The sequence below is a fragment of the Enterobacter sp. TCD1-1 genome (assembly GCF_020567405.1).
Taxonomy (GTDB): Bacteria; Pseudomonadota; Gammaproteobacteria; order Enterobacterales; family Enterobacteriaceae; genus Enterobacter; species Enterobacter quasiroggenkampii.
Genome location: NZ_JAJCXF010000001.1, coordinates 793,619 through 819,299 on the forward strand (window position 1 = coordinate 793,619; position 25,681 = coordinate 819,299).

General features: G+C 54.0%; 26 protein-coding genes and 2 tRNA genes. 18 read left to right on the forward strand and 10 right to left on the reverse strand.

The genetic code is table 11. The features are described from left to right. The first annotated feature begins 62 nt into the window (after positions 1–62). Together putP and LJA86_RS03785 are read left to right on the forward strand one after the other, a co-directional pair. A complete protein-coding gene (putP, locus tag LJA86_RS03780) occupies positions 63–1,571 on the forward strand; it encodes a sodium/proline symporter PutP (RefSeq protein ID WP_045908304.1) in 1,509 nt (502 codons plus the stop codon). 115 nt (positions 1,572–1,686) lie between these two features. Beyond that, positions 1,687–2,106, forward strand: coding sequence for a DUF3574 domain-containing protein (locus tag LJA86_RS03785; protein ID WP_045908303.1), 420 nt, complete (start codon positions 1,687–1,689; stop codon positions 2,104–2,106). Between the two features lie 70 nt (positions 2,107–2,176). Here LJA86_RS03785 and LJA86_RS03790 read toward each other — a convergent pair whose 3' ends face one another. After that, on the reverse strand, positions 2,177–3,361 hold the full coding sequence (locus LJA86_RS03790; RefSeq protein ID WP_048222484.1) for a NupC/NupG family nucleoside CNT transporter: 1,185 nt from the start codon (positions 3,359–3,361) through the stop codon (positions 2,177–2,179). Between the two features lie 251 nt (positions 3,362–3,612). On the opposite strand from LJA86_RS03790, the gene efeU reads away from it, so the two are divergent. From efeU to phoH, 4 genes are all read left to right on the forward strand, one after another. Next, positions 3,613–4,446 carry an iron uptake transporter permease EfeU gene (gene efeU / locus LJA86_RS03795; RefSeq protein WP_032648962.1) on the forward strand — a complete coding sequence of 278 codons (834 nt, stop codon included), beginning with the start codon at positions 3,613–3,615 and terminating at the stop codon, positions 4,444–4,446. A 40-nt stretch (positions 4,447–4,486) separates the two neighbouring features. Continuing rightward, on the forward strand, positions 4,487–5,614 hold the full coding sequence (gene efeO / locus LJA86_RS03800) for an iron uptake system protein EfeO (RefSeq protein WP_045908300.1): 1,128 nt from the start codon (positions 4,487–4,489) through the stop codon (positions 5,612–5,614). A gap of 5 nt (positions 5,615–5,619) precedes the next feature. After that, complete coding sequence (gene efeB / locus LJA86_RS03805) at positions 5,620–6,903, forward strand: iron uptake transporter deferrochelatase/peroxidase subunit (RefSeq protein ID WP_229225670.1); 1,284 nt, start codon at positions 5,620–5,622, stop codon at positions 6,901–6,903. Positions 6,904–7,403: 500 nt separating this feature from the next. Continuing rightward, positions 7,404–8,192 (forward strand): phosphate starvation-inducible protein PhoH, encoded by a 789-nt coding sequence (gene phoH, locus LJA86_RS03810; protein ID WP_008503509.1) that lies wholly within the window; start codon positions 7,404–7,406, stop codon positions 8,190–8,192. 154 nt (positions 8,193–8,346) lie between these two features. Here phoH and LJA86_RS03815 read toward each other — a convergent pair. The 3 genes from LJA86_RS03815 to LJA86_RS03825 form a co-directional block, all read right to left on the reverse strand. Next, positions 8,347–8,434: transfer RNA gene (locus LJA86_RS03815), tRNA-Ser, on the reverse strand. Between the two features lie 147 nt (positions 8,435–8,581). After that, the gene (locus LJA86_RS03820; RefSeq protein WP_045908298.1) at positions 8,582–9,259 is read right to left on the reverse strand and encodes an isochorismatase family protein; all 678 of its coding nucleotides are present in this window, start codon (positions 9,257–9,259) and stop codon (positions 8,582–8,584) included. Positions 9,260–9,279: 20 nt separating this feature from the next. Further along, a complete protein-coding gene (locus LJA86_RS03825; protein WP_069719459.1) occupies positions 9,280–10,140 on the reverse strand; it encodes a pirin family protein in 861 nt (286 codons plus the stop codon). 109 nt (positions 10,141–10,249) lie between these two features. Between LJA86_RS03825 and LJA86_RS03830 the strand changes: the two genes are divergently transcribed. Continuing rightward, a complete protein-coding gene (locus LJA86_RS03830) occupies positions 10,250–11,155 on the forward strand; it encodes a LysR family transcriptional regulator (RefSeq protein WP_025912992.1) in 906 nt (301 codons plus the stop codon). Between the two features lie 135 nt (positions 11,156–11,290). Here LJA86_RS03830 and LJA86_RS03835 read toward each other — a convergent pair. Then, a tRNA-Ser gene (locus LJA86_RS03835) sits at positions 11,291–11,378 on the reverse strand. Between the two features lie 232 nt (positions 11,379–11,610). Here LJA86_RS03835 and ghrA point away from each other — a divergent pair. The 4 genes from ghrA (at position 11,611) to LJA86_RS03855 (ending at position 14,526) form a co-directional block, all read left to right on the forward strand. Then, a complete protein-coding gene (gene ghrA / locus LJA86_RS03840) occupies positions 11,611–12,549 on the forward strand; it encodes a glyoxylate/hydroxypyruvate reductase GhrA (protein ID WP_229225671.1) in 939 nt (312 codons plus the stop codon). Between the two features lie 84 nt (positions 12,550–12,633). After that, the gene (locus LJA86_RS03845) at positions 12,634–13,371 is read left to right on the forward strand and encodes a phosphatase (RefSeq protein ID WP_008500850.1); all 738 of its coding nucleotides are present in this window, start codon (positions 12,634–12,636) and stop codon (positions 13,369–13,371) included. Positions 13,372–13,392: 21 nt separating this feature from the next. Next, entirely contained in the window at positions 13,393–13,947 is a 555-nt protein-coding gene (locus LJA86_RS03850) for a TorD/DmsD family molecular chaperone (RefSeq protein WP_048027365.1), read from the forward strand. Between the two features lie 96 nt (positions 13,948–14,043). Next, positions 14,044–14,526: a DUF1097 domain-containing protein gene (locus LJA86_RS03855; protein WP_139125294.1), complete on the forward strand. Its 483-nt coding sequence runs from the start codon at positions 14,044–14,046 to the stop codon at positions 14,524–14,526. 43 nt (positions 14,527–14,569) lie between these two features. Here the strand turns inward: LJA86_RS03855 and csgG are convergent, their stop codons facing one another. From csgG to csgD, 4 genes are read right to left on the reverse strand one after another with little or no spacing between them, the layout of a single operon-like run. Then, entirely contained in the window at positions 14,570–15,403 is an 834-nt protein-coding gene (gene csgG / locus LJA86_RS03860; protein ID WP_045357119.1) for a curli production assembly/transport protein CsgG, read from the reverse strand. A gap of 26 nt (positions 15,404–15,429) precedes the next feature. Then, the gene (gene csgF / locus LJA86_RS03865) at positions 15,430–15,843 is read right to left on the reverse strand and encodes a curli production assembly/transport protein CsgF (protein ID WP_023311106.1); all 414 of its coding nucleotides are present in this window, start codon (positions 15,841–15,843) and stop codon (positions 15,430–15,432) included. 23 nt (positions 15,844–15,866) lie between these two features. Next, a complete protein-coding gene (csgE, locus tag LJA86_RS03870) occupies positions 15,867–16,256 on the reverse strand; it encodes a curli production assembly/transport protein CsgE (RefSeq protein WP_008500845.1) in 390 nt (129 codons plus the stop codon). Between the two features lie 4 nt (positions 16,257–16,260). Next, entirely contained in the window at positions 16,261–16,911 is a 651-nt protein-coding gene (gene csgD, locus LJA86_RS03875; protein WP_021240790.1) for a biofilm master transcriptional regulator CsgD, read from the reverse strand. Between the two features lie 764 nt (positions 16,912–17,675). On the opposite strand from csgD, the gene csgB reads away from it, so the two are divergent. The 5 genes from csgB to ymdB all read left to right on the forward strand — a co-directional run bounded on the left by csgB (position 17,676) and on the right by ymdB (position 20,148). Continuing rightward, positions 17,676–18,131: a curli minor subunit CsgB gene (gene csgB, locus LJA86_RS03880; RefSeq protein ID WP_048027369.1), complete on the forward strand. Its 456-nt coding sequence runs from the start codon at positions 17,676–17,678 to the stop codon at positions 18,129–18,131. A gap of 41 nt (positions 18,132–18,172) precedes the next feature. Continuing rightward, positions 18,173–18,625, forward strand: a complete 453-nt coding sequence (csgA, locus tag LJA86_RS03885) for a curli major subunit CsgA (protein WP_063621360.1) — start codon at positions 18,173–18,175, stop codon at positions 18,623–18,625. A 61-nt stretch (positions 18,626–18,686) separates the two neighbouring features. After that, on the forward strand, positions 18,687–19,019 hold the full coding sequence (gene csgC / locus LJA86_RS03890; RefSeq protein WP_048222497.1) for a curli assembly chaperone CsgC: 333 nt from the start codon (positions 18,687–18,689) through the stop codon (positions 19,017–19,019). Between the two features lie 160 nt (positions 19,020–19,179). Then, positions 19,180–19,500: a type 1 fimbrial protein gene (locus tag LJA86_RS03895; RefSeq protein WP_045908291.1), complete on the forward strand. Its 321-nt coding sequence runs from the start codon at positions 19,180–19,182 to the stop codon at positions 19,498–19,500. A gap of 105 nt (positions 19,501–19,605) precedes the next feature. After that, positions 19,606–20,148, forward strand: coding sequence for an O-acetyl-ADP-ribose deacetylase (gene ymdB, locus LJA86_RS03900; RefSeq protein ID WP_045908290.1), 543 nt, complete (start codon positions 19,606–19,608; stop codon positions 20,146–20,148). A gap of 34 nt (positions 20,149–20,182) precedes the next feature. Here the strand turns inward: ymdB and mdoC are convergent, their stop codons facing one another. After that, positions 20,183–21,322, reverse strand: a complete 1,140-nt coding sequence (mdoC, locus tag LJA86_RS03905; RefSeq protein ID WP_048027372.1) for a glucans biosynthesis protein MdoC — start codon at positions 21,320–21,322, stop codon at positions 20,183–20,185. Positions 21,323–21,576: 254 nt separating this feature from the next. On the opposite strand from mdoC, the gene mdoG reads away from it, so the two are divergent. Both mdoG and mdoH read left to right on the forward strand, forming a co-directional pair. Continuing rightward, complete coding sequence (gene mdoG / locus LJA86_RS03910; protein WP_021240787.1) at positions 21,577–23,130, forward strand: glucans biosynthesis protein MdoG; 1,554 nt, start codon at positions 21,577–21,579, stop codon at positions 23,128–23,130. Further along, positions 23,123–25,651, forward strand: a complete 2,529-nt coding sequence (gene mdoH, locus LJA86_RS03915; RefSeq protein WP_126534314.1) for a glucans biosynthesis glucosyltransferase MdoH — start codon at positions 23,123–23,125, stop codon at positions 25,649–25,651. Before mdoG ends, mdoH begins: the two co-directional genes overlap by 8 nt. Positions 25,652–25,681 lie beyond the last annotated feature (30 nt).

The following is a 25,681-nucleotide window of genomic DNA, read 5'->3' on the forward strand; positions in this document are numbered from 1 at the left end:
TCCGGTGATCATATAACAAGGCAACCCGGACGGTTGTCGCTCGACACTTTTGGAGAATTTGAATGGCAATTAGCACACCGATGCTGGTGACATTTCTCGTTTATATTTTTGGCATGATCCTGATAGGGTTTTTGGCGTGGCGATCAACGAAAAACTTTGACGACTACATCCTGGGCGGACGCAGTTTAGGCCCGATGGTGACTGCACTCTCTGCGGGCGCATCGGACATGAGCGGCTGGCTGCTGATGGGGCTGCCCGGTGCGATTTTTATCTCTGGTATCTCGGAAAGCTGGATTGCCATCGGTCTGACCGTGGGCGCATGGATCAACTGGAAGCTGGTGGCAGGCCGTCTGCGCGTGCACACCGAGGCCAACAATAACGCCCTGACGCTGCCGGACTACTTCACCGGACGCTTTGAGGATAACAGCCGCGTGCTGCGTATTATCTCGGCGGTGGTGATCCTGGTGTTCTTCACCATCTACTGTGCCTCCGGCATCGTGGCCGGTGCGCGTCTGTTCGAAAGCACCTTCGGCATGAGCTACGAAACCGCCCTGTGGGCCGGTGCGGCGGCAACCATCCTCTATACCTTCGTGGGCGGCTTCCTGGCCGTCAGCTGGACCGACACCGTGCAGGCGAGTCTGATGATCTTCGCGCTGATCCTGACCCCGGTGATTGTGATTTTCACCGTTGGCGGCTTTGGCGATTCGCTGGAAGTGATCAAGCAGAAGAGCATCGAAAACGTCGACATGCTGAAAGGGCTCAACTTTGTCGCCATCGTCTCCCTGATGGGCTGGGGTCTGGGCTACTTCGGTCAGCCGCACATTCTGGCGCGCTTTATGGCGGCGGATTCTCACCACACCATCGTCCATGCGCGTCGCATCAGTATGACGTGGATGATTCTGTGTCTGGCGGGCGCGTGTGCGGTCGGCTTCTTCGGGATCGCCTACTTCAGCAATAACCCGGCGCAGGCGGGCGCGGTGAACCAGAACGCCGAACGCGTGTTTATCGAGCTGGCGCAGATTCTGTTTAACCCGTGGATTGCCGGTATTCTGCTCTCCGCGATCCTGGCCGCGGTGATGTCCACCCTGAGCTGTCAGCTGCTGGTCTGCTCCAGTGCCATCACCGAAGACCTCTATAAGGCCTTCCTGCGCAAGGGCGCGAGCCAGAAAGAGCTGGTATGGGTAGGGCGCTTTATGGTGCTGCTGGTGGCGCTGATTGCGATTGCGCTGGCGGCCAACCCGGAAAACCGCGTTCTGGGTCTCGTGAGCTACGCGTGGGCGGGCTTCGGTGCGGCGTTTGGTCCGGTCGTCCTGTTCTCCGTCATGTGGTCCCGTATGACCCGTAACGGCGCGCTGGCGGGGATGATTATCGGTGCGGTGACCGTTATCGTCTGGAAACAGTTCGCCTGGCTGGGCCTGTACGAAATCATTCCGGGCTTCATCTTCGGCAGCATCGGTATCGTGGTCTTCAGCCTGTTGGGTAAAGCACCGTCTGCTTCCATGCAGAAACGCTTTGCGGAAGCCGACGCGCATTACCACTCCGCACCGCCGTCTAAGCTGCAGCCAGAATAATTTTCTCACGTAGTACCGTAAGCCGGGTAAGCGCAAGCGCACCCGGCTTTTTTCTTGCCAAAATCCGTCTTTTCCTGTGATATCCCTGTGCTTATAACAATGAGGATAGCGAAGCATGACAATCAAAACAGGGTTAATGGCGGCGGCATTATTGATGCTGGCGGGCTGCAACGCGCCATCGCAACACGCGGCGGTGGAAACCTGCAAAGCGGATAACCAGATGCAGCAAACCACGCTCTATTTCGGCTTAAACCGTCCTGCCGGGGCGCAGATTACCCCCAACGAGTGGCAGCAGTTTGTTGACCAGGACGTGACGCCGCGCTTTCGCGATGGCTTAACGGTATTTGATGCCCGCGGGCAGTGGCTGGGGAACGACGGAAAAGTGGCGCGTGAACCGAGCAAGGCGCTGATGCTGATCCACGGTAAAGATGCGCAGAGTGAGAAGAACATCGAAGCGTTACGCGGGATTTATAAGTCACGCTTCGCGCAGGAGTCGGTGATGCGTGTCGATCAGCCGGTGTGCGTGCAGTTTTAATGAAAACGGCGGGAATTCCCGCCGTTGTTGTTTTGCAGGCCGGGATCGCTGCGCGCCACCCGGCATTGCATCAGAGCACCAACCCCGCAAAGCTCGCTGACAGCAAACTCACCAGCGTCGCGCCGTAGACCAGACGCAGCCCGAAACGCGATACCACGTTACCCTGTTGTTCGTTCAGGCCCTTAATCGCCCCGGCCACGATGCCGATGGAAGCGAAGTTCGCGAACGAGACGAGGAAGACGGATAAAATCCCCAGCCCGCGCGGGGACATCTGGTGCGCTATTTTCTGCAGCTCAATCATCGCCACAAATTCATTCGCCACCAGCTTGGTCGCCATAATGCTGCCCGCGTTTAAGGCATCGCTCAGTGGTATACCCACCAGCCATGCCAGGGGATAAAATACATAGCCAAGGATCTGCTGGAAGCTCATGCCAAATACGCTGGAGAAGAGGGCGTTAATGGCACTAATAAGGGCGATAAAGCCAATCAGCATCGCCAGAATAATCATCGCCACCTTAAAACCGGCCAGAATATACTCGCCGAGCATCTCGAAGAAGCTCTGCGATTCATGCAGTTTTTCAAGCTTGATATCCGGCTCCGCTTCCGGGCGCGCCGGGTTGATGACGGAGAGAATAATAAAGGTGCTGAACATGTTCAGAATCAGCGCCGCGACGACAAATTTAGCATCGAGCATGGTCATATACGCCCCGACAATCGACAGGGAGACCGTCGACATGGCCGTGGCCGCCATGGTGAACAGACGACGCGAGGAGAGATCGCCCAGCACGCCTTTGTAGGCAATGAAGTTTTCCGACTGGCCGAGGATCAGCGAGCTTACCGCATTAAAGGATTCCAGCTTGCCCATGCCGTTCAGTTTGGACAGCAGCGTACCGATCACCCGAATAAAAATCGGCAGGATCCGCCAGTGCTGAAGAATACCAATCAGCGCGGAAATAAAAATAATCGGGCAAAGTACGCCGAGGAAAATGAACGCCAGCCCTTTTTCTCCCATACCGCCAAAGACGAAATTAGTCCCTTCGCCAGCAAATTTGAGCAGTGACTCAAAAAATCCTGAGACGTATTTAATCAGGAATAACCCGCTTTCGGCGTGCAGGAAAAAGAACGCCAGCGCAATTTCAATAACAATCAGCTGTAAAACAAAACGAACCCGAATTTTCCGGCGGTCAAAACTCGTAAGCCAGGCCAGCGCAAGAATAATCACCAGCGCCAGCAGGAAATGGACAATTTTAAACATGGTTTATTTTCAGTTAGGTTGTGAGGCGGATATTTAGCCACAGCCCTGAATCAGCGTAAATGGGCATTTTCGTTATAACTTATAAACTTGACCGTTACGTATGTAACTATTATCAGGCTCTGCGTTTACAACTCGTCATCAAAACACCTCACATTTCGCTTGTGTTTCTTTCTGCCGTAATGATAATCACTATCACAAGAATTTACCTTTCTTTGCATCAGTTGACCGCGATAAACATTTAAGGTGTCGGCATGTTTGTTCCATTTCTCATTATGTTACGTGAAGGGCTCGAAGCCGCCCTTATCGTGAGCCTCATCGCCAGTTATCTGAAGCGAACCCAGCGCGGGCGCTGGATTGGCGTCATGTGGATCGGGGTCTTCCTTGCCGCGGCGCTCTGCCTGGGTCTGGGGATCCTCATCAACGAAACCACCGGCGAGTTTCCGCAGAAAGAGCAGGAGCTGTTTGAAGGTATCGTCGCCGTGATTGCGGTGGTGATCCTCACCTGGATGGTGTTCTGGATGCGTAAAGTCTCCCGTAACGTGAAGGTGCAGCTGGAGCAGGCGGTGGATAACGCCCTACAGAAGGGGAACAACCACGGCTGGGCGCTCATTATGATGGTCTTTTTCGCCGTGGCGCGCGAAGGGCTGGAGTCTGTTTTCTTCCTGCTGGCGGCGTTTCAGCAGGATGTGGGGATCTGGCCGCCGCTGGGGGCCATGCTGGGCCTTGCCACGGCCGTGGTGCTCGGTTTCCTGCTCTACTGGGGCGGTATCCGCCTGAACCTGGGCGCCTTCTTCAAGTGGACCAGCCTGTTTATTCTGCTGGTAGCCGCGGGTCTGGCGGCAGGGGCGATTCGCGCCTTCCATGAAGCAGGCCTGTGGAACCATTTCCAGGACGTGGCGTTCGACCTCAGCAACGTTCTCTCCACGCACTCTCTGACCGGCACCCTGCTCGAAGGTATCTTCGGCTATCAGGAAACGCCGAGCGTCAGCGAAGTGGCGATGTACTTTATTTATCTGGTTCCGGCGCTGGTGCTGTTCGCAATGCCGCCGCGTACCGGCACGCAGGCGTCGCGCGTTGCGCCGTAATCTTTGATTGAGTAACAACATACTTTTAAAGGGAAGAGTCATGGCAATTCAGTTCCGTCGTAGTGCGTTATGCGCAGGCATTGCCGCGCTGTTCGCTTCTGCATTCTCCGCCTGGGGCGCGGATGTTCCACAGGTTAAGGTCACCGTCAACGACAAGCAGTGTGAGCCGATGACCCTCACGGTGAACAGCGGTAAAACCCAGTTTATTATTCAGAACCACAGCCAGAAGGCGCTGGAGTGGGAGATCCTGAAAGGCGTTCTGGTGGTGGAGGAGCGCGAAAATATCGCTCCTGGTTTCAGCCAGAAGATGACCGCCAACCTGCAGCCGGGCGAGTATGAGATGACCTGCGGTCTGCTGACCAACCCGAAAGGGAAGCTTATCGTCAAAGGTGAAGCGACGGCCGATGCGGCGAAAGGCGCTGCGGTACTGAGCCTGGGCGATGCGATTACCGCGTATAAAGCGTACGTCACGAAAGAGACGGCGGATCTGGCAGCGGCAACCAAAGCCTTTACCGATGCGGTGAAGGCCGGTGATATCGAAAAAGCGAAATCCCTCTACGCGCCAACCCGTCAGCATTACGAGCGTATTGAGCCGATCGCCGAGCTGTTCTCTGACCTTGATGGCAGCATTGACGCCCGTGAAGATGATTTCGAGCAGAAAGCGGCCGATCCGAAATTCACCGGTTTCCACCGTCTGGAGAAAGCCCTGTTTGGCGATAATTCTGCCAAAGGGATGGAGAAGTATGCCGACCAGCTGAACAGCGACGTGCTGGAGCTGCAAAAGCGCATCAGCGAGCTGGCCTTCCCGCCATCAAAAGTGGTGGGCGGTGCGGCCGGGCTGATTGAAGAAGTGGCCGCGAGCAAAATCAGCGGCGAAGAAGATCGCTACAGCCATACCGACCTGTGGGACTTCCAGGCTAACGTCGACGGCGCGCAGAAAATTGTTAACCTGCTGCGTCCTCAGCTGCAGAAAGAGAACGGCGAGCTGCTGGCCAAAGTGGATGCCAACTTCAAAAAAGTCGACACCATCCTGGCGAAGTACCGCACCAAAGACGGGTTTGAGACCTACGACAAGCTGACCGATGCCGACCGTAATGCGCTGAAAGGCCCGATTACCGCCCTGGCGGAAGATCTCTCCCTGCTGCGTGGCGTACTGGGTCTGGACTAAGCACGATGAATAAGCATAACGAGAGCGACGTGGCTGAGCCTTCCCGTCGCCGGTTGTTAAAAGGGGTAGGGGCGCTGGGGGGCGCGCTTGCTCTGGCTGGCGGGTGTCCGGTGGCGCACGCGGCGAAACCGCAAAGCGCGCCCGGCACGCTGTCACCTAATGCCCGCATGGAGACGCAGCCGTTTTATGGCGAGCATCAGGCCGGTATCCTGACGCCGCAGCAGGCGTCGATGATGCTGGTGGCCTTTGATTCGCTGGCCAGTGATAAAGCCGATCTGGAACGTTTGTTCCGCCTGGTGACGACGCGCATCGCGTTTCTTACCGCCGGTGGACCGGCGCCCGATACGCCGAACCCGCGTCTGCCGCCTATGGACTCCGGCATTCTGGGGCCATTCATTGCCCCGGATAACCTGACCATAACCGTTTCGCTGGGAGAATCGCTGTTTGACGCGCGCTACGGGCTGGCAAAACAGAAGCCGAAAGCGCTGCAAAAAATGACGCGCTTCCCGAATGATTCCCTGGATGCCGCCCTTTGTCACGGCGACCTGCTCCTGCAGATCTGCGCCAACACCCAGGACACGGTGATCCACGCCCTGCGCGACATCATCAAGCATACGCCGGATCTGCTGAGCGTGCGCTGGAAGCGGGAAGGGTTTATCTCTGACCACGCCGCCCGCAGCAAGGGTAAAGAGACCCCGGTGAACCTGCTGGGCTTCAAGGACGGCACGGCCAACCCGGACAGCCACGATAGCGCGCTCATGAAGGAGGTGGTGTGGGTCACTGCCGACCAGAATGAACCGGCATGGGCGGTGGGCGGCAGCTATCAGGCGGTGCGGATTATTCAGTTCCACGTGGAGTTCTGGGACCGCACGCCGCTGAAAGAGCAGCAGACGATCTTCGGTCGCGATAAGCAAAGCGGGGCTCCGCTCGGCATGAAGAACGAGCATGATGTGCCCGACTACGCCAGCGATCCAAATGGCGATGTGATTGCGCTGGACAGCCATATTCGTCTGGCCAATCCGCGCACCAAAGAGACGCAGTCAAGCCTGATGATGCGTCGGGGATACAGCTATTCGCTCGGCGTCACCAATTCCGGTCAGCTCGATATGGGGCTGCTGTTCGTCTGCTATCAGCACGATCTGGAAAAGGGCTTCCTGACCGTGCAGAAGCGGCTCAACGGCGAAGCGCTGGAAGAGTACATTAAACCCATCGGCGGCGGCTATTTCTTTGCCCTGCCAGGCGTGCGCGACAGCAACGCGTATCTCGCTCAAGGTCTTATTGAAGCCTGATAATTGTCCCTGCGACGATTCGCAGGGACATTATTTTTTCATATGACTATCCTGCTGTTATATTTCTGTAATATTTCTATATGAGACTGATTTCAACTGTAGGGACAGTCTTAAAAGTTGCATTCAGGTAAAATAAATGTTGCATTTATGATAACTCCTGATGTACTTAAGATAAGACAGCGGTAGTTCCCGGCAGTGATGCTGAATCACTATGGAGATCGCGAATGGTTGCGTCCTGTACTGGACAAGGTAAACATAACAACCGCAGCACCCGGCGCGGAGGCTCAGACTCCGGCAGCGATTTCCTCACCACTAAATTTTCCCCCCTCCCTCAAGAATTTGATTCGACCGACGTGCAGAACGGTGCGCGTAGCTGTTCCGTATCGTCATCCGATAGTGCAAGCAATGGCTTACAAGGAAGCCAACCCTCTGATGTTCGTGCGCATAATCGTGCCGACGCTGGCGCGTGTGATGAATACCAACAACTCAAGGTGCTATCCATGGGAAGACAAAAAGCAGTGATCAAAGCTCGTCGCGAAGCAAAACGTGTGCTGAGACGGGATTCACGTAGCCATAAACAGCGTGAAGAAGAATCGGTCACCTCGCTTGTGCAGATGAGTGGCGTAGAAGCAATTGGCATGGCCCGTGACAGCCGTGATAATTCTCCAATTGTGGCGCGCAATGAGGCTCAGGCGCACTACCTGAATGCTATCGAGAGTAAACAGCTCATCTTTGCAACCGGTGAAGCCGGATGCGGGAAAACATGGATCAGTGCAGCCAAAGCGGCGGAAGCGCTGATCCATAAGGACGTGGAGAGAATCATTGTTACCCGTCCGGTACTGCAGGCTGATGAAGATCTCGGCTTCTTGCCCGGTGATATTTCGGAGAAGTTTGCCCCGTACTTCAGGCCCGTCTATGACGTGCTGGTGAAGCGGCTGGGTGCATCCTTTATGCAGTACTGCCTGCGGCCAGAGATTGGCAAGGTGGAAATCGCGCCGTTCGCCTATATGCGCGGACGTACATTTGAAAATGCGGTCGTCATTCTTGACGAGGCTCAGAACGTGACCGCTGCGCAAATGAAGATGTTTTTAACGCGCCTCGGGGAGAACGTGACGGTTATCGTTAACGGCGATATTACCCAGTGTGACCTGCCGTCCGGCGTGAAATCTGGACTGAGCGACGCCATGTCACGTTTTGAGGAAGATGAGATGATTGGGGTGGTACGCTTCACCAAAGATGACTGCGTGCGCTCGGCGCTCTGCCAGCGCACGCTGCAAGCCTATTACTGAGTTTGCTGTTGCGTTCAAGGCCCGGGAAACCGGGCTTTGTTTTTTGTGCGGGCATGTCGTCGGGTGGCGCTGCGCTTACCCGACCTACAATACTGCATGCGTGCAATATGCGATAAAAAAGCCCGTACTTTCGTACGAGCTCTCATCTCGAATATGGCGGTGAGGGGGGGATTCGAACCCCCGATACGTTGCCGTATACACACTTTCCAGGCGTGCTCCTTCAGCCACTCGGACACCTCACCATATTGTTTTGCTGCCTGACCGCGTGGGGGGCAACGGGGCGCTACTATAGGGAGTTGCGCTGACACGGTCAAGCAGATTTTCAGCTTTAGTGCCTGTTCGGTTAAGCAATAATCAGCTCCACGGTTTTTACGCCGTGGAGCAGGGGATTAACGCTGTGAATCGAGCACTTCGCTGTTTTTAACCACTTCCTGTGCTTTGCTGTAGCTTTCGATCAGCAGCTGATAAGCCGGGAAGATGTGGGTGTACACTTCCGCCCACTCCGCGGCATCTTCACGGTTCCATGTACGCTGGATCTCAGAGGCCACCGCCGCCGTATCCATCGGGACCACACCGGCCTGCACCACGCGCGCCAGCGTGATCTCCTGCGCCATTTTGCTGTAGGTGCCGGAAGCATCAATCACCGCAAACACTTTATACCCATCCGCCACCGCGCTGATCGACGGGAAGGCCATGCAGACGCTGGTGATGGTGCCCGCAATGATCAACGTCTTACGCCCGGTGGCTTTTACCGCCGCCACGAACTCCGGGTTATCCCAGGCGTTGATTTCGCCTTTACGGGCAACATATTGCGCATGCGGCGCGTTGGCGTGGATCTCCGGGATAAGCGGTCCGTTTGGTCCTTGTGGGACGGACGCGGTGGTGATCACCGGGATCTTCGCCAGGGTTGCGATTTTTGCCAGCGCTGCCGCACGGGCACGCAGTTCCGGCATTGGCATATCCCCAACGGTCTGGAACAGACCGCTCTGGTGATCGATAAGCAACATCACCGCATCGTTTACATCGATGGCCGGACGGGTTCCGTTAAAATTCGCAGGTGCAGACATCTTCTTCTCCTTTATTACGTTCAGATCTGGCCGAAGCGGCCGGAATTGAAATCACGAATGGCTTCGTTGATTTCGGTTTTACTGTTCATCACAAACGGGCCATAGCCCACGATCGGTTCATTCAGCGGCTCACCGGCCATCAGCAGCACTTTTGCGTCGCTGTTCGCTTCCAGGTGCAGTTTGTCGCCTTCCTGACTTAACACGACCAGCTGGGCTTCACCCGCCTGAGCGGTACCGTTTACCGTGATGCTGCCTTCAAGCACGACCAGCGCGGTGCTCCAGCCTTCCGGCTGAGCGAGCGTCAGATGGCTTCCCTGGTTCAGCGCGATGTCCCAGACGTTGAGCGGCGAGAAGGTGTGCGCCGGGCCGGTCACCGTGTCGTAGCGACCGGCAATAACCCGCAGCGTTCCACCATTGTCAGGCAGCGTCACCACCGGGATGTCGGCTTTCGTGATGCTCTGGTAGCCCGGTGCGGCCATCTTGTCTTTCGCCGGCAGGTTGACCCAAAGCTGCATCATTTTGAGTTCCCCGCCTTTCTGCGAGAACGCGCTGGAGTGGAACTCCTCGTGCAAAATGCCTGCGCCTGCGGTCATCCACTGCACGTCGCCGGGCCCAATCACACCGCCTTTCCCCGTGGAGTCGCGATGCTCCACTTCACCGGCATAGACGATAGTGACCGTCTCAAAACCCCGGTGAGGGTGTTGGCCGACGCCGCGTTTCGCACCATCTGCCGGAAAGGTGTAGGGACCCGCGTAGTCCAGCAGCAGGAACGGGCTGAGCGGCTCGCCGTGCGTCTGATAAGAGAACATTGAACGGACCGGGAAACCGTCGCCCACCCAGTGCTGACGTGGCGCGGTATAAACGCCAGTGATGTTTTTCATGATTAACTCCTGATGTTCTGTTGATGTAATTAGCTTATATTCAGGGTTAATATCCCGGTAGATAGTGAAAATGGCATTCACTGTTCTGAAAATAGAACGATGAGGATGTATGCAGGATCTCAATGACTTCGTCTGGTTTGTGAAGGTGGTGGAGTACGGGGGGTTTGCGGCGGCGGGAAGGGCGCTTGACCAACCCAAGTCCAAACTGAGCCGCAGGATTGCGCAGCTGGAGGAGCGGCTTGGCGTACGGTTGATACAGCGCACGACGCGGCAGTTTACGGTGACGGAAGTGGGGCACACTTTCTATCAGCACTGTAAGGCAATGCTGATAGAAGCAGAAGCGGCAGAGGAGGCCGTTGCTGCGCTGCAGGCTGAGCCGCGCGGCGTCGTCAGGATCACCTGTCCCGTCACGTTACTGCACGTCCACGTGGGACCGATGCTGGCGCGGTTTATGGCGCGCTACCCCGGGATTAATCTCCAGCTTGAGGCCACCAATCGTCGGGTCGATCTTGTTGGCGAAGGTATTGATGTGGCTATCCGCGTGCGTCCGCGTCCGTTTGATGACAGCGACCTGGTGTTAAGGGTGCTGGCTGACAGGGGGCATTGCCTGGTGGCAAGTCCGCAGTTGATTGAACGTATGGGTAAACCGCGAATGCCTTCCGAGCTCAGTGAATGGCCTGGATTAAGTATGGGGGCCGGTAAACAGGTGCATAAATGGGAGCTCAGTGGTCCAGAAGGGGCGAAAGCGGAGATCCACTACGCACCGCGCTTTATTACCACCGACATGCTGGCATTGCGGGAAGCAGCGATGGCGGGCGTGGGCGTTGTACAGTTGCCGATATTGATGGTGAAGGATCAGCTTGCGTCAGGGGAACTGGTACGGGTGCTGGACGCGTGGGAACCCCGACGGGAAGTGATTCACGCGGTTTATCCTTCGCGGCGCGGCATGCTGCCGTCGGTCAGGACGCTGGTGGATTTTCTGACTGAAGAGTATGCGAAGATGGTGGAGGAGTAGCTTTTTGTAGGTCGGGTAAGCGCAGCGCCACCCGACATAAAGAGCGCAGGGAGTTTCAAGGTTCGAATCCCCCCTGCATGCGTGCAATATGCGAAAAAAAAGCCCGCATTTTCATGCGAGCTCTTCTTTAAAATATGGCGGTGAGGGGGGGATTCGAACCCCCGATACGTTGCCGTATACACACTTTCCAGGCGTGCTCCTTCAGCCACTCGGACACCTCACCATATTGTCATCCCGTTGTTGACGGGACGGGCGCTAATGTAAGGAAAAGCCGAACTGCCGTCAACTCACTTTTTCAGTAATTTAGCGCGTTTAGACAAACTTCAGACAACATGATTCTTAAATGTGCTGAAAGCGTCTTTTTTATCAACAACGCAGCCGTGCAATAAATTTGTTATGCTGACAACCTCGTTAAAAAACAAAATAAATCAGCGCAATAAAAGGCAGGAATGACTATGGATATACTTTTCTATCACCCCACGTTTGATACGGCCTACTGGATCGAGGCGCTCACGGCGGCATTGCCCGGCGCACGCGTTCGCGAGTGGAAGCGTGGAGATAACGAACATGCTGACTATGCGCTGGTCTGGCATCCGCCGGTAGAAATGCTCCAGGGTCGCAAGCTAAAGGCCGTTTTTGCCTTGGGAGCCGGTGTGGATTCCATTCTGAGCAAGCTGAAGGCGCACCCTGACATGCTGCCGGAATCGATTCCCCTGTTCCGCCTGGAAGATACCGGAATGGGGCAGCAGATGCAGGAATATGCGGTCAGCCAGGTACTGCACTGGTTCCGCCGCTTCGATGACTATCAGGCATTTAAACAGCAGGCCCACTGGGAGCCGCTGCCGGATTACCGTCGTGAAGACTTTACCATCGGCATCCTCGGTGCGGGCGTGCTGGGCTCAAAGGTGGCTGAAGCCCTCGCACCGTGGGGCTTTCCGCTGCGCTGCTGGAGCCGCAGCCGCAAAGATTATCCGGGCGTCGAGAGCTTTGCCGGCACGGATGAACTCCCGGCCTTTCTGAACGGCACGCGCGTGCTGATCAACCTGCTGCCCAATACGGCGGAAACGGTCGGTATCATCAATGAAGACTTGCTCAACCAGTTAGCCGATCAGAGCTACCTGATGAACCTGGCGCGCGGGGTGCATCTGGTCGAGACCGATCTGCTGAAGGCGCTGGACAGCGGAAAGCTAAAAGGCGCCATGCTGGATGTCTATAGCCGTGAGCCGCTGCCGGTGGAAAGCCCGCTGTGGGCACATCCGCGCGTGGCGATGACCCCGCACGTGGCCGCCGTGACGCGTCCGGCAGAAGCGGTGGCGTACATATCCCATACCATCAGCGAAATGGAGAAGGGTAACGCGGTCACCGGCCAGGTCGACAGACAGCGCGGCTACTGAGAGAAACCCGGCGTTCGCCGGGTTTTTGCTAATATTCGCCGCTGATAACTGCTATCCTTTGGAAAAACCGCAGAGGAGAGAGAGATGTATCCCGTTGACCTGCATATGCACACCGTCGCCAGTACCCACGCGTATAGCAACCTCCATGATTATATCGCCCAGGCGAAGCTTAAGGGGATTAAGCTGTTCGCGATCACCGATCATGGCCCGGACATGGCGGATGCGCCGCACTACTGGCATTTTGTGAATATGCGGATCTGGCCACGTCTGGTGGACGGCATTGGGATACTGCGCGGCATCGAGGCGAACATCAAAAATACCGACGGTGAGATCGACTGTACCGGCCCGATGCTGACGTCGCTGGACCTTATCCTCGCCGGTTTCCACGAGCCGGTTTTTGCACCTCAGGATAAAGAGACCAACACCGCGGCGATGATTGCCACCATTGCCAGCGGCAATGTGCACATTATCAGCCACCCCGGCAACCCGAAGTACCCGATTGATATTCAGGCTGTCGCGCAGGCGGCAGCGAAGCACCGCGTGGCGCTGGAGATTAACAACTCCTCCTTTGTTCACTCGCGTAAGGGCAGTGAAGCCAACTGCCGCGAAGTGGCGGCCGCCGTCCGCGATGCGGGCGGCATGGTGGCGCTGGGTTCGGATTCCCATACCGCCTTCACGCTGGGCGATTTCAGCGAGTGCCTGAAGGTGCTGAATGACGTTAACTTCCCGGAAGCGCAAATCCTGAACGTCACCCCGCGCCGCATGCTCGATTTCCTCGAATCGCGCGGCATGGAGCCGATTGCCGAATTTGCCGATCTTTAATTGTGTAATGGAATAATAAAAATGAACGAGTTTTCCATCCTTTGCCGCGTGCTGGGTACGCTCTATTATCGCCAGCCGCAAGACCCGCTGTTGGTTCCCCTTTTTACGTTAATTCGTGAAGGTAAACTGGCGGAGAACTGGCCGCTGGAACAGGATGATTTACTGGCCCGTCTGCAAAAAAGCTGCGACGTGCAGCAGATTGCGACCGATTACAATGCGCTGTTCGTCGGTGAAGAGTGCCGCGTTTCGCCATACCGTTCTGCCTGGCAGGAAGGGGCGACGGAAGCGGAAGTCCGTGCTTTCCTCTCCACCCGCGGTATGCCGCTAAGCGATACGCCAGCCGATCATATCGGTACGCTGCTGCTTGCTGCCTCCTGGATCGAAGACAACGCCGGGGATGATGAGAACGAAGCCATCGAAACCTTGTTCGAAACGTACCTGCTGCCGTGGGTCGGCACATTCCTGGGTAAAGTCGAAGCCCATGCCACCTCGCCATTCTGGAGAACGCTGGCACCGCTGACCCGCGACGCGATCGCGGCGATGTGGGATGAGCTGGAAGAAGAGAATGAAGAGTGATTTAGATCACATAAATTCTGCAACTCCGCATTTCAATTTGCACATAATGTGCTTCTGATCGCATTTCTATGGTGCGCTTCTGCTAAGATGCGCGCCATGAACATATTACTTTGTATCGCAATAACGACGGGCATTCTCTCCGGACTTTGGGGATGGGTGGCCGTGTCTCTCGGATTGCTCAGCTGGGCCGGATTCCTTGGCTGTACGGCCTATTTCGCCTGTCCGCAGGGGGGCGTCAAAGGGCTCTTCATCTCAGGCTGCACGCTGATGAGCGGGGTTATCTGGGCGCTGGTGATCATGAAAGGCAGCGCGCTGGCGCCGCATCTGGAGATACTGGGGTACGTCATGACGGGCGTGGTTGCCTTCCTGATGTGCGTTCAGGCTAAGCATCTACTGCTTTCGTTTGTGCCGGGAACCTTCATGGGAGCGTGCGCGACCTTTGCAGGGCAGGGTGACTGGAAGCTGGTGGTGCCTTCCCTGGCGCTGGGGTTGCTGTTTGGCTATGCCATGAAAAACAGCGGTCTTTGGCTGGCGTCGCGGCGGGAAAAAGCGCAAAACATCACGGCGGTGAGCGAATAAAAAAAGGCGAGATAATCATCTCGCCTTTTTTATGCGCTTCCTGTCAGGATTCCGGAGGGACTGACATATCGCGGTATTTCACCAGTATCGGGTTCTGCACGTCTGCTTTGTTTTGCAGATCCCACAGCCCGCGGTCAATACCGTCGTTGATTAAGAAGATCACGCCGGTTTCAATGGCTGACATCAGACACATCATGACCGGCTCGTTAGAGGTGTAACCAATTTCACCCTCAAGCAAACGCTGGTAATCGATGAAGCGGAATACCCCTGCCTGAACTTCATAGGACAGTATGGTTTTGCTGGTGGTCACCGAAGAGAGCACTTCGCCTGTACTGACGTTAACCACACGCAGGTTAACGGCGATTTGGTCGAGCTGATATTGGGTATCCGCACCGATACCGAAGTACCGCGCGCCCGCACCACCCGATTTAACGTTACTTTCGTAACCAATAATCGATCCTTCAATCATCACGTTTGCTGCCGCCAGAGATTCCAGAGGCGTGCGGTTATTGGCCGCGACGGTACCATTCTCCTGTGCGGCACGAATGATTTTCCGTTCATTCAACAGGTTCTGAAGACCCTGACGTTCCAGCGGAATAAACCAGTGCGAATCCTTGAGTGCGGTAACCAGCATCGCGGTGGCGCTTTGCGGCACGGCCGTGGAGAAGTTACTTGCCGGGTAAGGTTTGAATTGCCCGGTTTCATCCTGAATGTTGTATACGGAGACAAATATTTTCCCCGTTGGAGCAGGTAAATGTGTTAAATCACGATAACTCTGGGCCCGAGGCATTAATGTTGGTTTTGCAGCTTCTTTAGGTGGAGCAGTTAAACAACCGCTCAATAAGCACACTGCAACAAATATCAGGAAGCGCTGCATGATCGTTGTCCTTATTTAGCTATTGTTTAAAAGTCAGTTGAATTACTTTGAAGACCGGAAACCTGAATGGTGGATATTCTTCCGGTTTTACGATCGGTCACGTTCAGCTGAAGCTGTCCATCAGTGTTGGCGATATCAACGATAAAGTCGTTGGTCACCATCCGGCCGGGTTTACCGGTATTAATGTTGGTCAATAACCCGCCTAAAATCTGCGACTGGATAGCCTGAGTGAAGTTGTCCAGGGCGGATGGGGTATCAATGCTAAAATCCTTTAAGCTTGGATCCTTATAGGAGTTTTGCGCCTGAGCCTCATTCAGCAGAAACGCACCGTTGTTAGGGTTACCGCCAAAGTTAGGGTTACGGAACTGAAACGTCATGTTTCCGGCCCAGCTTATGGGGGTGATCAGCATTATCGAAACAACTGCATATGCAATACGCATGACAGCCTCCGCATATCGGTTCGCTAGAACTCGTCTTTTGCTAAATCGCTGGTGCTTAATAGGGCTTTATCTATTTGCAGGCGATTAATAGCGTCTTCTGATTGTGCCAGTGCTAAGGCTACGTTTTTATCGAAGTCCATTTTTGTGGGGAATAAAAACGTTTGATAAATAACGTACTGATTGGCCGTTATTGTTATCCAACTTCCCCATCGTGCACTGGGCCGCTCGTTGATTGTTATATTTCCGGTATAAGTACTGTCCCATTTGTCACTGAAGGCCCGGTAAAAACTGTGCCCGACCGATGAGACAGTGTGGTCTGTTAACAATCCGGGAACTTCGACCTCGACGGCCTTCAGATTCCCTGCAGCGAGCAGGAAACTCGCTGCGGCGATCCAACTCAACGTGCGTTTCATGTGATTAACGCCTGAGGTTATCGTTAGCCCACGAAACCGCCTGAGTTCGGTTTTTCACAGCTATCTTCTTGAAAAGATTATAAAGGTGCGTCTTTACCGTATTTTCGCTGATAAATAACGAACGGGCGATTTCAATATTTGAAGCACCAATGCGTAACTTATTCAGGATCTCTTTCTCACGGTGCGTGAGCAGTGCTGACTCTGAGCTGTTATAGCGATAATTTCCGGAGTGCGTAATGAGATAGCTTGCAAGCTTTTGCGAAAAATAACACTCACCGCGCAATATACCTTGCAGGCCCTCAACCACCCGGTCTTCTTCTTCCGTGACGTAGAACACGCCATTGATATGCGGCCAGCTTTCAATATCTCTGAAGGGATATTCGTCAGGTGTATTCAACAATAGCACGCGGATATTATTGTTTTTCCTGCTTAAAATATCCTGCCAGTAATGGATAAGCTTTTTATCAGCTTCCATCATATCGAACAGAATGATGCTGCCAGGGGCAATATCATCAAAAGAACGTTGAATATTATGCAATTTCCCGTTCAGTGATAAAGATTGCTTTAAATGTTGTAATAACGCTGTCGCTTGTAAAGAAGGTTTTGTGATCAACAGTAATGTATGACCATGTAAACTATGGACTTCATTATACATGATGAAACCCCACTTTTTTTGGCACCTGGCAGCTGCCCTCCTGTTTATTAGAGGACACCAGAAGTACTGACAGATGTTGCACTGCTGTGTGTAGAATCAGACCATAACCTCCACAGGGAGGTAAATATAAAACCAATTTCGTACATCTAATTTCAATCTAGCTTTTACGAAGTTTAAAGCAAGTGTTAAACATGTAACTGAATGTAAAAATCAATATTAATTTGTGAAATTAGCTTGTAATGAATGGCGAGAAATGATGAGAAAGTTGTACATATTAATAGAGGTGCACAGATTTTAAAAATCATACAAATATTTATAATTATTTGATTTATAGAGTTATTTGTTATTTTGATGAAACGATAATTAAGTATGAGTTACAGGTTGGTTCTAAGTCCAGGAATGAGCAGTGGTCTGGCTTAAGAAAACAGGTGTCGTGTCACGCACTGAGAAAAAATGTTCTTCAGTCGTTACGTTTAAACACCCCGGGAAGACCCGTGGACAGCCTTCGCCTCGCTGTACAACCCTTTCGCAAAACACCTGTAATAAAAAATATAAGCTGGCCTGAATAAAGTGTTTTTTGATGTAAATTACGACTTTGTGGTGATCTGAAAAATAAAAATAAGCCGCGCGGGTGAGATATTTAAAATGTTTCAGCTGACATACTCTTCACCGTAACGACGCGTTAACACAATACGAATCGTTTTTACAATTAACTCGGTTATACGGTTATGGCGTGATTCAATAACCAGGTCCAGGGTGACAACATGAAATACACATCGTTATTTATGGTGTTTACATTACTGGGTGCGCCTGGATTTGTAACCGCAGCGAATTCAGATTTAGCCAATCCTGAATATAACTTTGCGGTTAACGAATTAAGTCTTTCATCACTCAATCAGGCAGCCATTATTGGTCAACAGGGTGTTTTCAATGACGCTCAGGTTCGCCAGGAGGGTTCAAAACTCTTGTCCATTGTTTCCCAGGATGGGGCAGGTAACAGAGCGAGAGTTGATCAATCAGGGGGTTACAATATTGCCTGGATCGATCAGAGCGGTAACGCGAATGATGCAGGTATTACGCAAGATGGATACGGTAATAGCGCGAAAATTATCCAGAAAGGGTCGGGTAATAGAGCAAATATTACGCAGTACGGTACGCAGAAAACCGCAGTTGTAGTGCAGAAACAGTCGCAAATGGCGATTAACGTTATTCAACATTAGCGCCTTCGCGACGACTTTAATCAATCCGATGGGGGTTTACCATGAAATTTCTCAAAGTGGCAGCGCTTGCAGCAATCGTAGTTTCTGGTAGTGCTATGGCGGGTTCTATTAATCAGGGCGGCTGGGGTCATGGACATGGTCATGGCGGATACAGTGGCCCAAATTCAACCCTGAATATTTATCAGGACGGTGGCGGTAACTCCGCGGTTGCTCTGCAGACAGACGCCAGAAATTCTGTGCTGAATATTACCCAGAAAGGTGGCGGTAACGGCGCTGACGTTGGTCAGGGTTCTGATGACAGTAAAATCAACCTGAGCCAGAAAGGATTTGGCAACAGTGCAACACTTGATCAGTGGAACAGTAAAAAATCTGTTATGAACGTTAGCCAGTCCGGAGGCTTTAACGGTGCCCTCGTAGACCAGACTGCTTCTAACTCTACTGTCAACGTTACCCAGATCGGCTTCGGTAACCACGCGACAGCTCATCAGTACTGATACTGAAATCTGTGCTACAAAAAAACAGGGCTGATGCCCTGTTTTTTTTCGGGAGTTCATCATGAATACCTTAATTCTCCTTGCCGCGCTTTCCAGCCAGATAACCTTCAAAACGTCGCAGCAGGAAAATATGACCACCATTATTCCGCAGGTCACTCTGGCGCAGCCGTGTGATTGTCAGGTTCAGATTGTTTCCGTTCGGGAAGGGCAGGGGGGACAAAGTTCGTCCCGACAGCAAAATACCCTTTTTATACCCGCTAATCAGACGATTGATTTAATGCGCCTGAGTTTAAATATTAACGCAGGAGACACGGTAAAAATCGTTGTCACCGTCTCAGATGGAAAATCGCTTCATTTATCACAACAGTGGTCGCCAGCGGGAAGTGCGATCTAAACATTCATGGAATCAATGGCTTGTGAATGTGGCGGGTCTGTACCGTTGAGCTATGCTGATATCAGGGACCAGGTCATTATGTTCCTTAACGTGAGACTTCGTTTGTCATAATGAAGTGCGTTTACCCCTCAAGGACGATTTTCATTGAGGAGTACCTATAATGAACCACTCTTTCGCTCGACTCGTGACGGGTCTGGGCCTGATCGTTTCTGTTTTTAGCCTCCCGGTTTATTCCGCTACCATTGTGAACGGTGGCGTCATTCATTTTCGCGGTGCCATTGTTGCCGACCCCTGTGAAGTTTCGCCGCATCAGAGACAGTTTGCCTTGTCCTGCCCGGATAATAATCGTATGCAAACGCGCATGGTCAGCTATGAAGAGGCGCTTAATGGCCACGTGTCCGATTCGAACCTGGCATCGCTGCGCATGAAATACCTCAACCCTGAAAAAACGCTCGCGGTTGTCGAAATACAGTATCGATAACGCTCTCTCTTCCGCTTTGTGCGGAAGAGGATTTTTTCTGATAGTTTTTTCTCCCGGGCAGCCCTGCGATACACTTAAGAAAAAGGCGGGTTGCAGAGGGGCTTTATGAAACCGCAAATTGAAGTGATTCATGGCGATATTACGACCATGCATGTCGACGTCATCGTCAATGCCGCCAATCCCTCCCTGATGGGGGGAGGCGGTGTGGACGGGGCTATCCACCGTGCTGCCGGACCGCAGCTGCTGGAAGCCTGCAAAACCGTGCGGCAACAGCAGGGTGAGTGTCCTCCCGGTCATGCGGTCATTACGCTTGCGGGGGATCTGCCTGCCAGAGCGGTCATTCACGCCGTAGGGCCTGTCTGGCACGGTGGCGATCGGCATGAGGCGAGTATTCTGGAAGAGGCGTACCGGAACTGTCTGCGGCTGGCTGCCGACAACGGCTATAAAACAATGGCGTTTCCGGCCATCAGTACCGGTGTGTATGGCTATCCTAAGGCGGCTGCCGCGACGATCGCCGTCGAAACCGTTTACCGCTACCTGTCGCTAAAACCGATGCCTGAGAAGGTTATCTTTGTCTGTTTCGACGAAGAAACTACCCACCTTTATCAACGGTTGCTGACCCAGCGCGGGCAGGAACTGGACACCTGAAGAAAGCGCGGCGCACTCAGTGCGCCGCGGTTGTTTATGAGGCTTTTACCTGTGGTTTTCCTGAAAAGAGGAAACGCAGGAGCGGGATCCGCAGATGGATTTCATAGAGCACGATCGCAATCCCCACGACAAACACCAGACCGGTAAAGAACCCCAGCGTGTTGGAGGCGATATGCGGGGTGATATAAGCCCCGAAGAAAAGCGTTAACGGATGATGCACCAGATAAATAAACAGCGAAGCATTGACGAAGTAGGTCACACGGCTGGACTTAAAGTTCAGCAGGCGGTGGCCGAGCGCGAATACCACGTTCACCATCCACAAACCCAGCAGCATGGTGATCACGCTTTCCGTTTCGTACATCCAGGCGTCGCCGCTGCCGTAGCGCTGATTCAGCAGATAGGCTGCGAACGCGAAGGCCGCACCTATCGCGCACCACGGTGACGGAGTGGTAAACAGTGCTTTCAGCTTCGGATAAATAAACGCCAGCGCGCCGATTAAAAAGAACGGGATGTAGAACAGCGACTGCATCACCACGAAATTAAAGAGCCCGTCGCTTAAAATCGGCGAATAGACGATAAGCAGGGTCCGTCGCACGGCAGCATAAGCGATCCCCAACAGCAAGAAGAGCACTGACAGTTTGCCCATCGTAACGTTGGCGAAAAAGGCGTCGGCTGTCGAACTCAGGTGGTGGCGCAGGCGGCTAAAAATGAACAGACTCACCGTGGTGAGCACCACCAGGACCAGCAGGAACCACAGGTGAGACACCAGCTCCCAGACCAGCGTATTGTACTTTTCATACAGCGACAGATTCGGCCAGTTCTCCGCTTTGCCTTTGACGTACTGCAGCATGATGAACTGAGGCAGCGTCAGCAGCGGAATCGCGGTCAGCATGGGGATCCCCACGCGCTCGACGCGCACCTTCCACCAGCGTTTAAGCGGGTATCGCAGAAACAGCATGTAAGAGAAATAGCCGGAGATGACAAAAAACACCTGCATACGGAAGGCGTGAATAAAGTCATTAAACAGCGTCAGCCACCAGGACGGCATCTGGCTATTCACATGCCAGGTGTGGCTGGAGTAAATCAGTGATATGTGAAAAGGGATCCCCAATAGCATCAGCCATGCCCGGATCGAGTCGAGGAAATATTCACGTTCTGTTGGTGTTGTGCTCATATAACGTTGTGCATTCTCAGACTTTTCGTCTTATCCCTAAGACTCATAATGGTTACATTCGAAAGCAACCCTACACCAAGACCGACACCCTGTCTCCAGGATAAGCACGCAAAGTGAATAATGGGTTCTTTCATTTGCTTAATCCATGAGCCAGCAGCTGAACAAAGCAGTGATAATGTTGTCGGATTGCCTGAGTTTCCATTAAAATGGATCGGATCGATATAAGCACACAAAGGGGGAAGTGCTTACTTATTATGAAACATAAACCACAGATGATGAAAATGCGTTGGTTAGGTGCTGCAGTGGTGTTATCACTGTATACCTCATCGGCACTGGCCTTTAACATCGACGATGTCGCAAAACAGGCAAAATCGATGGCGGGCAAGAGCTACGAAGCGCCGAAAAGTAACTTGCCCTCCGTTTTCCGCGATATGAAATATGCGGACTATCAGCAGATCCAGTTCAATCACGACAAAGCCTACTGGAGCAACATCAAGACCCCGTTCAAGCTTGAGTTTTATCATCAGGGTATGTATTTCGACACGCCTGTTGCCATCAATGAAGTGACGGCCACAGCGGTACGTAAGATTAAATACAGCCCGGATTACTTCAATTTTGGCAATGTGCAACACGACAAAGATACGGTGAAAGACCTGGGCTTCGCTGGCTTTAAGGTGCTTTACCCGATCAACAGCAAAGATAAAAACGACGAAATCGTCAGCATGCTTGGTGCCAGCTATTTCCGCGTGATTGGCGCGGGGCAGGTTTACGGGCTTTCTGCGCGCGGACTGGCTATTGATACCGCGCTGCCATCAGGTGAAGAATTCCCACGTTTCCGTGAGTTCTGGATTGAACGTCCAAAACCAACGGACAAACGTCTGACTATCTATGCGCTGCTGGATTCTCCGCGTGCGACCGGCGCCTATCGCTTTGTGATCATGCCGGGTCGTGACACGGTGGTTGACGTGCAGTCTAAGGTTTACCTGCGTGATAAAGTGGGCAAACTGGGCGTTGCGCCGCTGACCAGTATGTTCCTGTTTGGGCCGAACCAGCCGTCACCAGCAACCAACTTCCGCCCGGAACTGCATGACTCCAACGGTCTGTCTATTCATGCCGGTAACGGAGAGTGGATCTGGCGTCCGCTGAACAACCCGAAACATCTGGCGGTGAGCAGCTTCGCAATGGAAAACCCACAAGGTTTTGGCCTGCTGCAGCGTGGTCGTCAGTTCTCCCGCTTTGAAGATCTGGACGACCGCTATGACCAGCGCCCAAGCGCCTGGGTCACGCCAAACGGTGACTGGGGTAAAGGTAAGGTCGAGCTGGTAGAAATTCCAACCAACGACGAAACCAACGATAACATCGTCGCTTACTGGACGCCGGATCAGTTGCCGGAAGCCGGTAAAGAGATGAACTTCAAGTACACCATCACCTTCAGCCGCGACGAAGATAAGCTGCATGCGCCGGATAACGCGTATGTGATGCAGACTCGCCGCTCAACGGGTGATGTGAAGCAGTCTAATCTTATCCGTCAGCCTGACGGTACCGTGGCCTTTGTCGTGGACTTCACAGGCCAGGATATGAAGAAACTGTCACCGGACACTGCCGTTGCCGCTCAGGCCAGCATCGGTGATAACGGTGAAATCGTTGAGAATACCGTGCGTTACAACCCGGTAACCAAAGGCTGGCGTCTGACCCTGCGCGTGAAAGTGAAAGATCCGAAACAGACCACTGAAATGCGTGCTGCGCTGGTCAGTAACGATCAGCCGCTGAGTGAAACCTGGAGCTATCAGCTACCTGCCAATGAATAATACATCTGAATATATTGATGCCATGCCGCTGACGGATATCGAAAAAGCGGCACTGCCTAAGAGCGACATCTGCGCGGTTCACACCGCGCTGGATGGTGAACATCGTCAGTATTCCCGTGATGATGATACGCCGCTGGGGTCAGTAAAGGCACGTCTGGAGCAGGCCTGGCCGGACTCGCTGGCAGAAGGGCAGTTGATTAAAGACGACGAAGGACGCGATCAGCTTCAGGCGATGCCGAAGGCCACGCGTTCCTCTATGTTCCCCGACCCATGGCGCACCAACCCGGTGGGCCGCTTCTGGGATCGCCTGCGCGGGCGTGATGTGACGCCCCGCTACCTGTCACGCCTGACGAAAGAAGAGCAGGCTTCCGAACAGAAATGGCGTACCGTGGGGACCATCCGTCGCTATATCCTGCTGCTGCTGACGCTGGCGCAGACGGTCGTCGCGACCTGGTATATGAAAACCATCCTGCCTTATCAGGGCTGGGCGTTTATCAACCCGACGGACATGATGGGCCAGGATCTCTGGGTCTCCTTCATGCAGCTGCTGCCGTACATCCTGCAGAGCGGCATCCTTCTGCTGTTTGCGGTTCTCTTCTGCTGGGTCTCGGCTGGTTTCTGGACAGCGCTGATGGGCTTTCTGCAGCTGCTGATGGGGCGTGACAAATACAGCATTTCGGCGTCAACGGTCGGGGATGAACCCCTCAATCCTGAGCACCGTACTGCGCTGATTATGCCTATCTGCAACGAAGACGTTGACCGCGTGTTTGCGGGCCTGCGTGCCACCTGGGAGTCCGTAAAGGCGACCGGCAACGCGGAGCATTTCGACGTCTACATCCTGAGCGACAGTTACAACCCGGATATCTGCGTGGCGGAACAAAAAGCGTGGATGGAGCTGATTGCAGAAGTGCAGGGCGAAGGGCAGATCTTCTACCGTCGCCGCCGCCGTCGTGTGAAGCGTAAAAGCGGTAACATCGATGACTTCTGCCGTCGCTGGGGTAATCAGTACAGCTATATGGTCGTGCTGGATGCGGACTCCGTCATGAGCGGTGACTGCCTGAGCGGTCTGGTGCGTCTGATGGAAGCCAACCCGAACGCGGGTATCATTCAGTCTTCGCCAAAAGCCTCCGGTATGGACACGCTCTATGCGCGCTGCCAGCAGTTCGCCACCCGTGTTTACGGGCCGCTGTTTACGGCGGGTCTGCACTTCTGGCAACTGGGTGAATCGCACTATTGGGGTCACAACGCGATTATCCGCGTGAAGCCGTTCATTGAACACTGTGCGCTGGCGCCGCTGCCGGGCGAGGGTTCGTTTGCCGGTTCTATTCTGTCGCATGACTTCGTGGAAGCGGCGCTGATGCGTCGTGCTGGCTGGGGCGTCTGGATTGCCTACGACCTGCCGGGATCGTACGAGGAGCTGCCGCCGAACCTGCTGGACGAACTCAAGCGTGACCGCCGCTGGTGTCACGGTAACCTGATGAACTTCCGCCTGTTCCTGGTGAAAGGGATGCACCCGGTTCACCGTGCAGTGTTCCTGACGGGCGTGATGTCTTATCTCTCCGCACCGCTGTGGTTTATGTTCCTTGCGCTCTCTACTGCGCTGCAGGTCGTGCATGCCCTGACGGAGCCGCAATACTTCCTGCAACCGCGGCAGCTGTTCCCGGTGTGGCCGCAGTGGCGCCCGGAACTGGCGATTGCGCTGTTTGCCTCTACCATGGTGCTGCTGTTCCTGCCTAAGCTGCTCAGCATCATCCTGATCTGGTGCAAAGGCTCGAAAGAGTACGGCGGTTTCTTCCGCGTGACCCTTTCACTGCTGCTGGAAGTGCTGTTCTCCGTGCTGCTGGCACCGGTGCGTATGCTGTTCCACACCGTGTTCGTGGTCAGTGCGTTCCTGGGCTGGGAAGTGGTCTGGAACTCACCGCAGCGTGATGACGACTCCACGCCGTGGAGCGAAGCCTTTATGCGCCACGGTTCTCAGCTGCTGCTGGGTCTGGTGTGGGCGGCCGGGATGGCGTGGCTGGATCTGCGTTTCCTGTTCTGGCTGGCGCCGATTGTCTTCTCGCTGATCCTGTCGCCGTTTGTCTCCGTGATCTCCAGCCGTTCGACGGTGGGGCTGCGGACCAAACGCTGGAAGCTGTTCCTGATCCCGGAAGAGTATTCCCCGCCGCAGGTGCTGGTGGACACCGATCGTTATCTCGAGCAGAACCGCAATCGCACGCTGGATGACGGCTTTATGCACGCCGTGTTTAACCCGTCATTCAACGCCCTGGCAACGGCGATGGCCACCGCGCGCCACCGTGCCAGCCAGGTGCTGGAGATTGCCCGCGATCGTCACGTTGAGCAGGCGCTGAACGAGACCCCGGAAAAACTCAACCGTGACCGTCGTCTGGTCCTGTTGAGCGACCCGGTCACGATGGCGCGTCTTCACTACCGTGTGTGGTCCGCTCCGGAGAGATACTCTTCGTGGGTAAACTACTATAAAGAACTGAAGCTGAACCCGCTGGCGTTGAAGGCGAAGTAAGTGGTTAAGTAGAGCGGGTAAGCGAAGCGC